Origin of the sequence: Mycobacterium sp. E183, from assembly GCF_001667735.1 — a bacterium.
GTDB lineage: Bacteria > Actinomycetota > Actinomycetes > Mycobacteriales > Mycobacteriaceae > Mycobacterium.
In genome coordinates this window covers 31,784-46,916 of the sequence record NZ_LZJN01000160.1, presented here as the reverse complement: position 1 = coordinate 46,916, position 15,133 = coordinate 31,784, and the positions used below count along the sequence as shown (strand labels likewise).

Genomic DNA, 15,133 nt, shown 5'->3' with positions numbered 1-15,133 from the left:
ATGGAATTCGACGCCGTCCTGCTGCTGTCCTTCGGCGGGCCGGAGGGCCCCGAGCAGGTACGGCCGTTCCTGGAAAACGTCACCCGCGGCCGCAACGTGCCGCCCGAACGCCTCGACGACGTCGCCCAGCACTACCTGCATTTCGGCGGGGTGTCACCGATCAACGGCATCAACCGCGCCCTGATCGGCGAGCTGCGGGCGGAACTGGACCTGCCCATTTACTTCGGCAACCGCAACTGGGAACCCTACGTCGAAGACACCGTTGCGACCATGCGGGACAACGGGGTTCGCCGTGCCGCGGTGTTCACCACGTCGGCGTGGAGCGGCTACTCCAGCTGCACGCAGTACACCGAGGACATCGCCCGGGCGCGGCGGGCCGCCGGGCCGGACGCGCCCGAGCTGGTCAAGCTGCGCCCGTACTTCGACCACCCGCTGTTCGTCGAGATGTTCGCCGGCACCGTCGCGGCCGCAGCGCGGACGGTGCCCGAGGGCGCCCGCCTGGCGTTCACCGCGCATTCGGTGCCGGTGGCCGCCGACCAGCGCCTCGGCCCCAGGCTCTACAGTCGCCAAGTCGCCTACGCCGCAAGGCTGGTCGCCGCCGCGGCCAACTACGCCGACTTCGATCTCGCGTGGCAATCGCGGTCCGGGCCGCCGCAGGTGCCGTGGCTGGAGCCCAGCGTCGAGGACCATCTCGCGGCGCTGGCCGCCTCGGGCACGACGGCCGTCGTCGTCTGCCCGATCGGGTTCGTCGCCGACCACATCGAGGTGGTTTGGGATCTCGACGAGGAATTGCGATCCCAGGCCGAGGCGGCGGGTCTGGCGTTCGCCCGGGCCGCCACACCCAACGCAGATCGCCGATTCGCCCGGCTCGCAGCCGATTTGATCGACGAGCTGCGCACCGGCCGCGCCCCCACCAGGGTGACCGGCCCCGACCCGGTGCCCGGTTGTCTCGCCAGCGTCGACGGCGCGCCGTGCCGTCCGCCGCACTGCGCCGCGGCCGAAGCCGGCTAGTCAGCCCACGCGGAGTGCAGGATCGCGGTGACGGCGGCCATTCGCGCCGACCGCACGACGGCGGTCAACGGCCGCAGCGCGTCACTGGCGATGCGTGCCTCCGAAGACGATTGCGTGCCGAACGGTTCCGGAACGGCGACCACCGGCGCGGTGAACCGATCCGGCGAGTCGGGGGAGCGGCTCAGTCCGGCGCTGACCGCGATGATGGCGTCAACGTGGGCGGCGTTCTCCAGCACCCGCAACGCGCGGGACGGCGCATGGTCGGGAATCCGGTGTTGCCGTGCGGATTCCAGCAACTGCTCGACGAGTCCGCGCGGATCCTCGACGTCGGCCGCGGCCGATCCGAGGCCGATCGCGCCGAGCGCGTCGGCGGCCGATCGGACCGCGGACCGCAGCGTGTATTCGGCGTCCCCGAGCTCGTGGTGGTCGAGCACCGGCGCACCGGGCAGCGAGTACACGGTCCAGGACAGCGCGCACAATTCCGGGAAGTCCGCCGCGTCTTCGTCGTAGGAGAACTCGGGGACCAGCCCGACGGCGGTGGCGGAATCGTTGGGATTGGCGACGATGATCGCTTCGCCGGCGGCCAGGGCGTCGCGCTCGAACTGCGTCCCCGGGGCAAGCCCGCGCACATCGCCGGGCACGGGCAAAAGCACATTGATGGTTCCGAGCAGCCGCCCCGCGCCGTCCGCGGAGGGTGTCGATCGGCCGACCGCGGCGCGCAGCGTCTGCAGCAGCGTCACCGTCCCGGCGTCGTTCACATCCGGCCACGGCAGCCCGGTGTGGCCGGCGGCGACCGCATCATACGCGGTGACCGATTGCTTTGGAGCCCATACCGATAACGCGTCCAACACGTCGTCGGGCGCGGCCTTGCCCGCGAGCCAGGCATTGGCCCACAGGGACAGCGAGACACTGGGACACCACACGATTCCGCAGTGTAGTTGTTTTGCCCGGCAAAGGCGGATCACGCGTATTCTGACCGCATGCACGCTGCGGTGCTTTGGCTAATATTCGCGCTGGTGCTTGCCGGTGCGGAGGCGCTCACCGGCCATATGTTTTTGGTGATGCTCGGCGGCGGGGCGCTGGCGGCGGCAATCACAAGTTGGCTGACGGACTGGCCCGGCTGGGCGAACGGCACGGTGTTCCTCATCGTCTCCGTCCTGCTGTTGGTGCTGGTGCGCCCTGCGCTGCGGCGGCGGCTGACACCGGCGCACGCGCCGCGGCTGGGTATCGAGGCGCTGGAGGGCAAGAAGGCCCTGGTGCTCGAGCGGATCGGCCGCGACGAGGGTCAGGTGAAGCTCGACGGCGAGGTGTGGACGGCGCGTCCGCTCAACGAGGGCGATGTCTACGAACCGGGGGAGTCGGTGACCGTCCTGCAGATCGATGGCGCCACGGCGGTCGTCTTCAGGAGCAATCCATAACGGATGCGAGAGACGCTGTGAGAGAGAGGAACTCCCGTGCAAGGTGCGGTTGCTGGTTTGGTGTTGTTAGCCGTCCTGGTGATATTCGCCATAATCGTGGTGGCCAAGTCGGTCGCCCTGATACCGCAGGCCGAGGCCGCGGTGATCGAGCGGCTGGGGCGATATAGCCGGACGGTCAGCGGTCAGCTGACGCTGTTGGTCCCGTTCATCGACCGGGTGCGCGCCCGGGTGGACCTGCGTGAGCGGGTGGTGTCGTTCCCGCCGCAGCCGGTCATCACCGAGGACAACCTGACGCTGAACATCGACACCGTGGTCTACTTCCAGGTCACCGTCCCGCAGGCCGCCGTCTACGAGATCAGCAACTACATCGTCGGCGTCGAGCAGCTCACCACCACCACCCTGCGCAACGTGGTCGGCGGGATGACGCTCGAGCAGACGCTTACCTCCCGCGACATGATCAACGGCCAGCTGCGCGGCGTCCTCGACGAGGCGACCGGCCGCTGGGGCCTGCGGGTCGCGCGGGTCGAGCTGCGCAGCATCGACCCGCCGCCGTCGATCCAGGCCTCGATGGAAAAGCAGATGAAGGCCGACCGTGAGAAGCGGGCGATGATCCTGACCGCCGAAGGGAACCGGCAGGCCGCGATCACACAGGCCGAGGGCGCCAAGCAGGCGCAGATCCTGGCGGCTGAGGGCGCCAAACAGGCCGCGATCCTGGCCGCCGAGGCCGACCGGCAGTCCCGGATGCTGCGGGCCCAGGGTGAGCGCGCCGCGGCTTACCTGCGGGCGCAGGGGCAGGCCAAGGCCATCGAGAAGACCTTCGCCGCGATCAAGGCCGGCAGGCCCACCCCGGAGATGCTGGCCTACCAGTACCTGCAGACGCTGCCGGAGATGGCGCGCGGTGACGCCAACAAGGTCTGGGTGGTGCCCAGCGACTTCAGCGCGGCGTTGCAGGGATTCACCAAACTCCTGGGTACCCCCGGCGAGGACGGCGTGTTCAGATTCCAGCCGTCACCGGTCGAGGACGCACCCAAGCACAGCGCCGACGATGACGCCGACGTCGCCGACTGGTTCTCCACCGAAACCGATCCCGCGATCGCGCAGGCGGTGGCCAAGGCCGAGGCGAGCGCCCGCCAGCCGGTGGATGGCACTATGCCGGGGGCACCGCCGCAATTGACCCAATAGGATTGCTCCATGAGCGTTTTCACGTCGCCGAAGACGTACGTCGCGCTAGGCGCGTTCCATGCAGTCGACGCGGTGTTGTGCGGCGTCCAGGTGGCCCCGATCAAAAAGGTTCTGGATGACGTCGGGCTGCCGGAAAACGTTCGGCCCGTGCTGCCGGTGGTGAAGGCGGCCGCCGCGGTGGGCTTGCTGTCGGTCACCCGTTTCCCCGCGCTGGCGAGGCTAACCACCGCGATGTTGACGCTCTATTTCGTCTTGGCGCTCGGCGCGCACATCCGGGTCCGGGACAAGGTCGCCAACGCGCTTCCGGCGGCGGCGTTCCTGGTGACCTTCGCCGTGATGACGGCGAAGGGTCCCGACCGCGCCTAGTCGAGGCGCAGCTCGACCAACGGCAGCGGGGCGCCGGTGTCGGTGATCGACGCGCCGAGCGTGTCCTCCAGCACGGGCCGCATCCGCTCCCACGCTTTCGGGTGACGGCTGCGGTAGGCGGCCAGGGCGCGGTCCACCTCGTCCTGGGCCATCACGCGTGCCGTGGCTCGTCTTGGGGCACGACTGCCGGTGTAGACCCGCACCCGCGGATTGGCTTCAATGTTGCGGAACCACTGCGCTTTTCGGCCGAAGCCGGAGGCCACCACGTAGGAGCCCGGGGCGGGGTGGTCGACGACTTCGAGGACGGCGTAGCGCCGCGCGCCCGAGGTGCGACCGGTGTGTTCGAGCATCAGCATGCGGGAGCCGAACAGCGCGCCCGCGCGGGCCTTGAAGAGCCAGATCGGCGCGCGCACCAGTCGGTGCGACCGAAGCAGGCGTCCGGCGAGCTCGGAAAGTGAGGGCACCGCTACGCGTGGGGCGCCGGCGGCAACGGCGGCGCGGGGACGACGGCCGGCGCGGACGTCGGCAATGGCGGTGAGGTGTAGATGCACCCGCCTCCGCCCGCCGACTGTGACGACAGCGGCGGCGGGTATGGCGGCGGGGGAAGCTGAACCCGGACCGTCCACACCAACCCGGTGATCGCGAGGGTGGCGAGGACGCCGAGTACCAGGCCGGCCAGCCCGGCGACGATGGCGACGCCGGCGGGAAAGCGGCGGGTTCCGATGCTGTCCGAGGTCATGCGGCTCCCCACGGTCGTCGGATGTCGGTGACTTCAGACGCTACTGGCGAGACGGCTGCCGCCGCCACGATTCGCCGGATCGCGACGGCGGCAGGCCGGTCAGCTGTGCGGGGCAGCGGAGGGCGGCGGCGGTGGCGGGAAGGCCTCGCCCGGCGGCGGGACCAAGCCTCGCGGCGGCCCGGGCGGCGCGGGTGGCGGCGCGAACCCGAAACCCCCGGGCATGGGCCCACCCATCGGCGGCGGCGGTGGACCCTGATGCAGTCCCATCATCGGCGGCGGACCCGGCAGCGGCGGCGGACCGGGCGGGCCCGCGCTGATGATCCAGGCGAAGGCGATGGCCGCGATGGTGCCGACCGCGCCGATCAGCGCGCCCGCCACCCCGGCGCCGACCACGACACCGGTGGCGTAGCGGCGGGGTTCACGTGGTTGCCGGGGCGGCGGCGGATTGGTGTCGATCTCCTCGTTTGTGGTCATGGCTTCGGACGGTAGGGGCCGCATCTGAAGTGGACCTGAAGAAACTGCGGTCCCGTCCGTCACTCCTGTCACCAGCGAAGGGCAGCGGCGTTGTGCCCGCCTCGCAGCGACAAACGCGAAATGGCCCTGCCGAGGGCGGATTGTCGCTCAGAGGCGGGCACCTGGTCACATCCCGGCGTTCCTGATAAATCTGGGACTGCCGGGACGGAAGGGGCACCGCGGCGGCTTCAGGTTGGTTTCAGCACCGGCGCTCACAATGGAGTCATGACGAACTGCCCGCGCCCGGCCGCCGGCCACTTCAGCGTCGGCACGCCGCGGATTCTGGTGGTCGAGGACTCCGAGACGATCCGGGAGATGGTCAGCGAAGCGCTGACCGACATCGGCTATCACACCGAGGGTCGTTGTGACGGTGACGGTTTGGAGGAGGTGCTCGACGGGCTGCGGCCGGACCTGGTGGTGCTCGACGTCATGCTGCCGGGACGCGACGGATTCGACCTGATCGACGTCATCCGCGGCTGGGGCGACGTGGGGATCGTCTTGATCACGGCGCGGGACGGCCTGCAGGATCGGCTGCGCGGGTTGGACGGTGGGGCCGACGACTACGTGATCAAACCGTTCGAGCTGGCCGAACTGGTGTCGCGCGTCGGGGCGGTGTTGCGCCGGCGCGGACGGCTGCCGCAGGTTGTCCAGGTCGGGGATCTGATGCTGGACGCCGACGCCGGCGTGGCCGCGCGCGGTGGTAGCCGCCTCGACCTGACCGCAACCGAACTGCGGCTGTTGGCCTTCCTGGTGGAACAGCGCGGCCGCATCGTCAGCGCCGGCCAGATCCTGAACGGGGTCTGGGGGTACGACGCCTACGATCCGAACCTGGTGCAGGTGCATATCAGTGGATTGCGGCGCAAGCTCGAAGCCCACGGGCCGCGGATCCTGCACACCGTGCGCGGCATCGGCTACCGGTTGCAGCCGCGGCGATCATGACGGCCGCGTCCACGACTCGGACCCCGTCCCTGCAGCGCCGGGTGACGCTGGTGGTGGTGGCGTTGCTCGCCCTGCTGCTGGTGGTGCTCGGCGTGACCGTCGACCTCAGCCTGGGCGTCCTCGCCCGCAGAAACCTGCACGACCGGCTCCTCGCCGCGGCATCCCGGGCCGAGGCGCTGGACGTCGCACACACGTCACCCGACCTGCTGGCCGCCGAACTCAACGGCGGCGGCGTACGGGCACTGCTGGTCACCGCCGACGGCGCAACGTACGGCGACCGCGGCATCAGCCCCGATACCGTCGCGGGTCCCGTTGTCCCGCCGCCCTTTCCGCCCCCGCCGCCGTTCGCTCCGCCACCGCCGTTCGCGCCCGGCCCGAACTTCCCGCCGCCCGGCATTGCACCCTGGCCGCCGCCGCCCCCGCCGCCCCCGCCGGATGCCACCGCGACGGCCGTCGTGCGCCCGCTGCCGGATGGCTCCCGGGTGATCCTGGTCGCCGACACGACGCAAACCACCCAGGTGACGCACCAGCTGCGCCTGCTGATGATCGGGGCCGGCGTGGTGACGCTCCTGACCGCGGCGCTGTTGTTGGTGGCGGTCAGTCGGGTGGCGTTGCGCCCGTTGGACCGGCTGACGGCGCTGGCGAACGACATCAGGACGGGCGATCGCGGGCGACGGCTGCGCCCGGACCGGGCCGATACCGAATTGGGGCGCGCCGCAACCGCTTTCGACGGGATGCTGGACGCGTTGGAGGCTTCCGAAAACCGGGCCCAGCGGGCCGCGGACGCCGCCCAGCGGGCCGAGACCGCGACCCGGCGCTTCCTCGTCGACGCCGCCCACGAGTTGCGGACCCCGATCGCCGGGATTCAGGTCGCCGCCGAACAGCTCGTCAACAACGCCTCCGCCGCGGATCAGGGCGACGACGCGGCGCAGGGTCAGTACCGCCGGGCCAGCCTGTTGCTGTCCGACGCCCGCCGCGCCGGCCGGCTCGTCTCGGACATGCTCGATCTGAGCCGCATCGACGCGGGCCTGCCGTTGGACACCCGCGAGGTCGACCTGGCCGCGATCGCGGACGCCGAAGCCGACCGGGCCGCGATGCTCGCGCCGCAACTCGCGATCAGCCGCACCGGCGGGGCCGACCTCGCCGTCAACGCGGACCCCACCCGGCTCGCGCAGATCCTGTCCAATCTGCTCGACAACGCACGCCGCTACACACCGGCCGGAGGCGCCATCACGATCGACGTCCGGCGCGACGACGGCGCCGCCGCGGTGACTGTCACCGACAGCGGCCCAGGGATTCCCGACGAGGAGCGCGAGCGGATCTTCGAGCGCCTGGTGCGCCTGGACGCCGGCCGCGCCCGAGATCACGGCGGCGCAGGGCTCGGGCTGCCGATCGCCCGGGCGCTGGCCCGAGCCCACGGCGGAGAGCTGGTGTGCGTGCCGCGCGACGGCGGTGCCGAGTTCCGCCTCACCCTGCCGGTCGTCGCTGCCGTCGACCCGAGCGCCGAGCGGTGACCACCCCGGGTCGAGGCGGCCACCGCTCGGTGCCGCTAGCGCACGCCCGGCACTAGAACCCCGGCGGTGGCGGGCGGAAGGGGCCACCCGGAGCCCCCGGCGCCGGCGGTCCGCCCGGTGGTCCGGGCGGCGGCGGTGGTCCACCGGGCCCACCCGGTCCCGGCCCCCAGGGTTGTCCCGGCGGCGGGGGCGGGGGCGGATCCGCGCTGGCCACCGCGGCGCCGAAGCCGGCCGCGGTCGCCCCAAGGACGCCCGCCAGCAGTGAACCGGCGATGAGTTGTTTGATCTTCACTGGGCCCATCCTCTCCCTTTCTGTCGGCGATCGATCCCCGTCGGGTGCGCAATAGCGTCCCGCGCACCGCGACGTCCGCGACATTAGAAAGCGAGCCTGAAGCCAGCCTGAAGATCCTTGCGGTGGGCGAACTTTCAGCCGGCCGCGGACGACACCGCGGTCACGGTGGTCAGCCGCCACTTGTCCAGCCAGGGCTGGACGAGCTCGGCCACCGAGAACCTCGCCGGGGCCGAACATCCCGGCTTCGGCGGGTCGGGGACACCCCCGCGGATGAGGATGCCGACGGCGCGCACGGCGCCGTCGCCGTCGTTGAGGTAGACCGGCCCGCCGGAGTCGCCGCATTGGCCGGGCGCCAAGAACACGACCTTGCTCTTGGTGACTTCCGTGATCGGGCCGCAGGTGGCCTCGCCGGAACCCATGCCGAACTTGCAGAGTTCCTGGCCGATCTGCAGGTTGGTGGCGACGCCCGCGACCGGCAGGGAGGCCCCGATGGCCGCGCTCTGCGGGACGCTTTCGCCGTTGAGCAGGACCAGGCCGATGTCGTGCTGCTCCTTGTGCACACCCTCGTTGACCGTCTGGCTGAACGTGCCGACCGTCGCGTAGGGGAGGACGCCGCCCAGGTTCATCGTCACCTTGCCGGGCCCGCCCGGGCGGTTGCAGTGACCGGCCGTCAGCACCCCGGTCTCGCCGGCGGCGGTGTGCACCAAAAATCCCGCGGTGCAACCCATTCCGCCCGACCCGTCGGCGTACTCGACGAAGATGCCCGCGCCGGGGCCGATAGCGCTCGATGCGGGCAGGTCGATCGGTGCCAGGGCGGGCGGTGGGGCGAGGGAGCGGGCGCCGTCGTTCCTGGACAGCTGGGACACCGCGGCGACGAAGGCCATGGCGCAGAACAACGCCGCGATCGCCAGCAACGCGGAATGCATCCTGGAGCGTTGTGGCAGCGGATATTGCACGTGGGTTCCGGCCAACACCCCCCCTTGAGCGCGCGATGCCGGTAGGTCTCTGAGGCCCCAGCTTGCCAGCTTCGGCCCAGCGGCCGTGGCGATTAGCGAGATCTGGTCAGCGAACGGTGGCCGGCTGGGGGGAGGGCTCGTCGTCGACGGGACTGTCTGCCCGGCGATGGTGCCGGCGGAAATGGCGGATCTCGATGATCAAGCCCGTCAAACCCAGCGTCGCCGTGCACAGCGAGACGAGGTACAGCAGCGAGTTGGGGTGTCCGGCGAGGGCGTCTCCGAGGATCACCACGGCGGCGGTGCCGGGCAGCAGGCCGCCCAGCGTCGCCAGCGTGTACGGCAGCAGGCGCACCGTCGACGCACCGGCGGCGTAGTTGATCGCGGAGAACGGCACGGCGGGAATCAGCCGCAGCGACAGGATGGCCAGCCAACCCCGTTGGCGCAGGCGTTCGTCGACCGTGTCGATCGACCGGTGGCGCACCAGGCGGTTCAACCGCCACCCGGCCGCCCGCACCAGCAGCATCGCGATCACCGCGCTCGCGGTGCTGGCCCCGACGGCCAGCGCCACACCGAGCAGCGGGCCGAACAGCAGGCCGGCGGCCAGGGTGAAGGCCGTGCGGGGGACCGGTACCACGGTCGCCACGATGTGCGCGGCCAGGAACGCCAGCGGAAACCAGGGGCCGACCGACTGTGCCCAGTCGCGCATCTGCACGGGCGTGGGCAGCGGGAGCCACGACGCGGCGGCGATCAGCAGTGTGATACCGACCACTGTGGCGATTGCCCGGGGCCGCGACAGCAGACGCGCGGTTGCGCCCAGCGCGCCGGCGAGGTCGCGCAGAGTCCGGTTGATTCTGCAGGTGGCGGAAGCCGTCACGCCTGTAAAGGTTACGGGGCCCAGGTGAATAACTCGTTTCCCGAGGCTGGCGTTTCATCGGCGCGCCGCCGCGTTCGTCGCGCCGCGCGGTTTTCTGCCCACAGGCCCGATCAACTAGCCTCATTAGTAAGTCGCAGGCCCCATTTGCTGGGAAAAAGGGAGCAATCGGTGTCCATTGATGTACCCGAGCTCGCCGAACTAGAACAGGTTCGCGGGCGTTGGCGCAGCGCGGTCGCCGGCGTGCTATCGAAAAGCACCCGGAAGGACCCCGAGGAGCTCGGGGACCAGCCCGAGCGGCTGCTGGAAACCCCGACCTATGACGGCATCGCCATCCGGGCGCTGTACACCGCGCTGGACGAGCTGCCGGAACCGCCGCTGCCGGGCGAGTGGCCGTACCTGCGGGGCGCCGACGCGCTGCACGACGTCAAGTCCGGCTGGAAGGTGGCCGAGGCGTTCCCGGCCGACCGAGTCGCCGGGGTGGCGGCCAAGGACGTCAACGCGGCGGTGCTGGAGGCGCTGGGCAACGGGGCGAGCGCGCTGGTGCTGCGGGTGGGGGAGTCCGGCGTGACCGCCGACCAGCTCGAGGAAAGCCTGGCCGGGGTGTACCTGAGCATGGCGCCGGTCATCATCGATGCGGGCGCCGACTACTCGACCGCCGCCGACGCGATGTTGGCGTTGGCGGCCCGCGTGGAGGGGGATCAGCGCGGACTCCTGTCGATCGACCTGGGCGGCGACCCGCTCACCGCGGCGCTGAGTGACCGTCCCGCGCCGGCGCTCGACGAGGTCGTCACGGTCGCCAAGCGGGCGGCCCGAGAGCGCGGCGTGCGTGCGATCACCGTCGACGGTCCGGCCTTCCACAACCTGGGCGCCAACGCGACCTGGGAGCTGGCCGGCACCGTGGCCGCCGGGGTGGACTACCTGCGGCGGCTCACCGAATCGGGCGTGCCGATCGGCGAGGCGTTGCGGCAGATCAGCTTCCGGCTGGCCGCCGACGACGACCAGTTCGTCACGCTCGCCAAGATGCGGGCGGTGCGCCGCCTGTGGGCGCGGGTCGCCGAGGTCGTCGGCGACCCGGACGGCGGCGCCGTCACCGTGCACGCCGAGACGTCGCTGCCGATGATGACCCAGCGCGACCCGTGGGTGAACATGCTGCGCTGCACGCTGGCCGCGTTCGGCGCGGGCGTCGGCGGCGCCGACACCGTGCTGGTGCTGCCGTTCGACGTGGCGATCCCGGGCGGCTTCCCGGGCACGGCGAGAAGCTTCGCGCGCCGGATCGCCCGCAACACCCAGTTGCTGCTCCTGGAGGAGTCGCACGTCGGCCGGGTGCTGGACCCCGCCGGCGGGTCCTGGTTCGTCGAAGACCTCACCGCGCGGCTCGCCGAGCGGGCCTGGGAGCACTTCCAGGCCATCGAGGCCCACGGCGGTTTCGTCGACGCGCGCGACTACGTCGCCGGCCAGATCGCCGAAGTGGCCGCGCGACGCGCCGACGACATCGCGCATCGGCGCACCGCGATCACCGGTGTCAACGAGTTCCCGAATCTGACGGAGCCGGCTCTGCCGCAAGAAGATTCGCCAGGTTCGCCGCTGGCCGCCGGCAACCTGCGGCGGTATGCCGCCGCGTTCGAGGCGCTACGCGATCGCTCCGATGCGTTCCTGGCCCGCACCGGAGCGCGACCGCGGGTGCTGCTGCTGCCGCTGGGTCCGCTGGCCGAGCACAACATCCGCGCCACCTTCGCCGCCAACCTGCTGGCGTCGGGCGGCATCGAAGCCGTCAACCCCGGAACCGTCGACGCCACGGGCGTCGCAAAGGCCGTCGCCGACGCCGGGTCGCCCGGCGCGGCCGTTATCTGCGGCACCGACAAGCGCTACGGGGAGGGGGCCGCGGCGATCGTCGAGGCGGCGCGGGCCGCCGGGGTGGCGCGGGTCTACCTGGCCGGACCCGAAAAGGCCCTGGGCGACGCCGAGCACCGGCCCGACGAGTTCCTGACCGCGAAAATCAATGCGGTCGAAGCCCTTTCGAACCTGCTCACTCGACTGGGAGCGTAGCCGCAATGACCACAACCGCACCTGTGATCGGCAACTTCGCCGAAATCCCGCTGGACGGCGACCGGCCGGTGCCGCCGCCCACCGAGGCCGCCGTGCGCGAGCACGTCGCCGCAACGGCGGCCGCGCACTGGTACACGCCCGATCAGCTCGAATGGCACACGCCCGAAGACATCGCCGTCAAACCGGTGTACATCGGCGCCGACCGCGCCGCCGTCGTGGCGAGCGGATACCCGCTGAACAGCTTCCCGGGCGAACCGCCGTTCCTGCGCGGCCCGTACCCCACGATGTACGTCAATCAGCCGTGGACCATCCGCCAGTACGCGGGGTTCTCCACCGCGGCGGAGTCGAATGCGTTCTACCGCCGCAACCTGGCCGCCGGCCAGAAGGGCCTGTCGGTGGCCTTCGACCTGGCCACCCACCGCGGATACGACTCGGACCATCCCCGCGTCCAGGGCGACGTCGGAATGGCCGGCGTGGCAATCGATTCCATTCTCGACATGCGCCAGCTGTTCGACGGCATCGACCTGTCGATGGTGTCCGTGTCGATGACGATGAACGGTGCGGTGTTGCCGATCCTGGCGCTGTACGTGGTGGCGGCCGAGGAGCAGGGCGTGCCGCCGGAGAAGCTGGCCGGCACCATTCAGAACGACATCCTCAAAGAATTCATGGTGCGCAACACCTACATCTATCCGCCCAAGCCGTCGATGCGCATCATCTCCGACATCTTCGGCTACACCAGTGCCAAGATGCCGAAGTTCAACTCCATCTCGATCTCCGGCTACCACATCCAAGAGGCCGGCGCCACAGCCGATTTGGAACTCGCCTACACCCTGGCCGACGGCGTCGACTACATCAAGGCGGGCCTGGACGCCGACCTGGACATCGACAAGTTCGCGCCGCGCCTGTCGTTCTTCTGGGGCATCGGCATGAACTTCTTCATGGAGGTCGCCAAGCTGCGGGCCGGCCGGCTGCTGTGGAGCGAGCTGGTCGCCCAGTTCAACCCGAAGAACGCGAAATCGCTTTCGCTGCGCACGCATTCGCAGACGTCCGGCTGGTCGCTGACCGCACAGGACGCCTTCAACAACGTGGCGCGCACCTGCATCGAGGCGATGGCCGCCACCCAGGGCCACACCCAGTCCCTGCACACCAACGCCCTCGACGAGGCGCTGGCGCTGCCCACCGACTTCTCGGCGCGGATCGCGCGCAACACCCAGCTGCTGCTGCAGCAGGAGTCGGGCACCACGCGGCCCATCGACCCCTGGGGCGGTTCGTATTACGTGGAGTGGCTGACCCATCAGCTCGCGCAGAAGGCCCGCGCCCACATCGCCGAGGTCGCCGAGCACGGCGGCATGGCCCAGGCCATCAGCGACGGCATCCCGAAGCTGCGCATCGAGGAGGCGGCCGCGCGCACCCAGGCCCGCATCGACTCCGGGATGCAGCCGGTGATCGGCGTCAACAAATATCAGGTCGAGGAGGACCAGGAGGTCGAGGTCCTCAAGGTCGAGAACAGCCGCGTGCGCGCCGAGCAGCTGGCCAAGCTCAAGGAGCTGCGGGCCAGCCGCGACCAATCCGCCGTCGAGGCCGCGCTGGCCGACCTGTCCCGGGCGGCCGCGGCACACGGCCGCGCCGGCGAGGACGGGCTGGGTAATAATCTGCTGGCGCTGGCGATCAACGCCGCCCGGGCCAAGGCGACGGTCGGGGAGATCTCCGACGCGCTGGAAAAGGTATACGGCCGGCACCAGGCGGAGATCCGCACGATCGCCGGTGTTTACCGCGACGAAGCCGGAAAGGCCCCCAACATCGCAACCGCCACGGAACTGGTCGAGAAGTTCGCCGAGGCCGACGGCCGACGGCCGAGAATTCTCGTGGCGAAGATGGGTCAGGACGGTCACGACCGCGGTCAGAAGGTGATCGCGACGGCCTTTGCCGACCTGGGCTTCGACGTCGACGTCGGCTCGCTGTTCTCCACGCCCGAGGAGGTGGCCCGGCAGGCCGCCGACAACGACGTGCACGTCGTCGGTGTCTCGTCGCTGGCCGCCGGCCACCTGACGCTGGTGCCGGCGCTGCGCGACGCGCTCGCCGAGGTGGGACGGCCCGACATCATGATCGTGGTCGGTGGCGTCATCCCGCCCGGTGACTTCGACGAGCTGTACCAGGCCGGGGCCGCTGCCATCTTCCCGCCCGGGACGGTGATCGCCGACGCCGCGATCGGTCTGCTGCACAAGCTGGCCGAGCGGCTGGGTTACCCGCTCGACTAGATGGCCGGCCGCAAGAGCGATTCCGTCGACGACCTGGCCGACGCCGTTCGCCGTGGCGACAGGGCGGCGCTGCCACGGGCCATCACGCTGCTGGAGTCCACCCGCGCCGATCATCACGAGAAGGCGCAGCGGCTGCTGCTGGAGCTGACGCCCGACGCGGGCAACGCACATCGCGTCGGCATCACCGGAACACCCGGGGTGGGCAAGTCGACCACCATCGAGGCCCTCGGCATGCACCTGATCGAGCACGGCCACCGGGTGGCGGTATTGGCCGTCGACCCGTCGTCGACGCGCAGCGGCGGATCGATCCTCGGCGACAAGACCCGGATGGCGCGCCTGGCCGTGCACCCGGACGCGTACGTCCGCCCGTCGCCGACGTCCGGCACGCTGGGCGGCGTAGCAAAGGCCACCCGCGAGACGGTGGTGTTGTTGGAGGCCGCCGGTTTCGACGTGATCATCATCGAGACCGTCGGCGTCGGTCAGTCCGAGGTGACGGTGGCCAACATGGTCGACACGTTCGTCCTGCTGACACTGGCGCGCGGCGGCGATGAGCTGCAGGGCATCAAGAAGGGCGTGCTCGAGCTGGCCGACATCGTGGTGGTGAACAAGGCCGACGGCGAACACCTCGCCGAGGCGCGGGTGGCCGCCCGGGAACTGTCCTCGGCCATCAGGCTGATACACCCGCGCGAAACACTTTGGCGGCCACCGGTTCTCACCATGAGCGCGATGGAGGGGACCGGTCTGACGGAGCTGTGGGACACCATCGAACGCCATCGGCAGGTGCTCACCGAGGCCGGCGAGTTCGAGGCGCGCCGGCGCGCCCAGCAGGTCGACTGGACATGGCAGATGGTGCGCGACACCGTCTTGGACCGGGTGCTGGCCAACCCCAAGGTGCGCAAGATGCGCGCCGATGTCGAGCGCCAGGTCAAGGCGGGAGAACTGACCCCCGCGCTGGCCGCCGAGCAAATATTGACGGCAGCGTCAGACTAACGGATAGGTAAACAATCTAGATTTCGCTCCGGGAA

15 protein-coding genes and 1 pseudogene are annotated in these 15,133 nt (G+C 70.6%); 9 read left to right on the top strand and 7 right to left on the bottom strand.

The genetic code is table 11. The features are described from left to right. A complete protein-coding gene (locus A5691_RS18835) occupies positions 1-1,011 on the top strand; it encodes a ferrochelatase (protein WP_068016918.1) in 1,011 nt (336 codons plus the stop codon). Here A5691_RS18835 and A5691_RS18830 read toward each other — a convergent pair. Then, positions 1,008-1,934 carry a hypothetical protein gene (locus A5691_RS18830; protein WP_067780162.1) on the bottom strand — a complete coding sequence of 309 codons (927 nt, stop codon included), beginning with the start codon at positions 1,932-1,934 and terminating at the stop codon, positions 1,008-1,010. The genes A5691_RS18835 and A5691_RS18830 overlap by 4 nt on opposite strands. 57 nt (positions 1,935-1,991) lie before the next feature. Between A5691_RS18830 and A5691_RS18825 the strand changes: the two genes are divergently transcribed. From A5691_RS18825 to A5691_RS18815, 3 genes are read left to right on the top strand one after another with little or no spacing between them, the layout of a single operon-like run. Further along, a complete protein-coding gene (locus A5691_RS18825) occupies positions 1,992-2,429 on the top strand; it encodes an NfeD family protein (RefSeq protein ID WP_067754020.1) in 438 nt (145 codons plus the stop codon). A 36-nt stretch (positions 2,430-2,465) separates the two neighbouring features. After that, positions 2,466-3,611: an SPFH domain-containing protein gene (locus tag A5691_RS18820; protein WP_067754017.1), complete on the top strand. Its 1,146-nt coding sequence runs from the start codon at positions 2,466-2,468 to the stop codon at positions 3,609-3,611. Positions 3,612-3,620: 9 nt separating this feature from the next. Then, positions 3,621-3,977: a DoxX family protein gene (locus A5691_RS18815; protein ID WP_067754014.1), complete on the top strand. Its 357-nt coding sequence runs from the start codon at positions 3,621-3,623 to the stop codon at positions 3,975-3,977. Here A5691_RS18815 and A5691_RS18810 read toward each other — a convergent pair. From A5691_RS18810 to A5691_RS18800, 3 genes are all read right to left on the bottom strand, one after another. Next, positions 3,974-4,441 (bottom strand): nitroreductase family deazaflavin-dependent oxidoreductase, encoded by a 468-nt coding sequence (locus A5691_RS18810; protein ID WP_068016915.1) that lies wholly within the window; start codon positions 4,439-4,441, stop codon positions 3,974-3,976. The two genes, A5691_RS18815 and A5691_RS18810, sit on opposite strands and share 4 nt — an antisense overlap. A gap of 2 nt (positions 4,442-4,443) precedes the next feature. Continuing rightward, positions 4,444-4,716 (bottom strand): hypothetical protein, encoded by a 273-nt coding sequence (locus tag A5691_RS18805; RefSeq protein WP_067754008.1) that lies wholly within the window; start codon positions 4,714-4,716, stop codon positions 4,444-4,446. 99 nt (positions 4,717-4,815) lie between these two features. Then, positions 4,816-5,190 carry a hypothetical protein gene (locus A5691_RS18800; RefSeq protein WP_068016912.1) on the bottom strand — a complete coding sequence of 125 codons (375 nt, stop codon included), beginning with the start codon at positions 5,188-5,190 and terminating at the stop codon, positions 4,816-4,818. A 264-nt stretch (positions 5,191-5,454) separates the two neighbouring features. Between A5691_RS18800 and A5691_RS18795 the strand changes: the two genes are divergently transcribed. Together A5691_RS18795 and A5691_RS18790 are read left to right on the top strand one after the other, a co-directional pair. Further along, positions 5,455-6,168 carry a response regulator transcription factor gene (locus A5691_RS18795; RefSeq protein ID WP_067753993.1) on the top strand — a complete coding sequence of 238 codons (714 nt, stop codon included), beginning with the start codon at positions 5,455-5,457 and terminating at the stop codon, positions 6,166-6,168. After that, a complete protein-coding gene (locus A5691_RS18790; RefSeq protein ID WP_068016909.1) occupies positions 6,165-7,682 on the top strand; it encodes a HAMP domain-containing sensor histidine kinase in 1,518 nt (505 codons plus the stop codon). Before A5691_RS18795 ends, A5691_RS18790 begins: the two co-directional genes overlap by 4 nt. Positions 7,683-7,734: 52 nt before the next feature. Here A5691_RS18790 and A5691_RS28085 read toward each other — a convergent pair whose 3' ends face one another. The 3 genes from A5691_RS28085 to A5691_RS18780 form a co-directional block, all read right to left on the bottom strand. Further along, positions 7,735-7,974, bottom strand: a complete 240-nt coding sequence (locus A5691_RS28085) for a hypothetical protein (RefSeq protein ID WP_156675615.1) — start codon at positions 7,972-7,974, stop codon at positions 7,735-7,737. A gap of 134 nt (positions 7,975-8,108) precedes the next feature. Further along, the gene (locus A5691_RS18785) at positions 8,109-8,900 is read right to left on the bottom strand and encodes an endopeptidase (RefSeq protein WP_082950415.1); all 792 of its coding nucleotides are present in this window, start codon (positions 8,898-8,900) and stop codon (positions 8,109-8,111) included. Between the two features lie 136 nt (positions 8,901-9,036). Further along, entirely contained in the window at positions 9,037-9,804 is a 768-nt protein-coding gene (locus tag A5691_RS18780) for a TVP38/TMEM64 family protein (protein ID WP_067785533.1), read from the bottom strand. A gap of 168 nt (positions 9,805-9,972) precedes the next feature. Between A5691_RS18780 and mutA the strand changes: the two genes are divergently transcribed. The 3 genes and pseudogenes from mutA to meaB all read left to right on the top strand — a co-directional run bounded on the left by mutA (position 9,973) and on the right by meaB (position 15,109). Next, positions 9,973-11,850 (top strand): methylmalonyl-CoA mutase small subunit, encoded by a 1,878-nt coding sequence (gene mutA, locus A5691_RS18775; protein WP_067785536.1) that lies wholly within the window; start codon positions 9,973-9,975, stop codon positions 11,848-11,850. Positions 11,851-11,855: 5 nt separating this feature from the next. Next, on the top strand, positions 11,856-14,108 hold the full coding sequence (gene scpA, locus A5691_RS18770; protein WP_068016903.1) for a methylmalonyl-CoA mutase: 2,253 nt from the start codon (positions 11,856-11,858) through the stop codon (positions 14,106-14,108). Continuing rightward, positions 14,109-15,109 (top strand): annotated as a pseudogene (gene meaB / locus A5691_RS18765) (methylmalonyl Co-A mutase-associated GTPase MeaB). Positions 15,110-15,133: the final 24 nt, after the last annotated feature.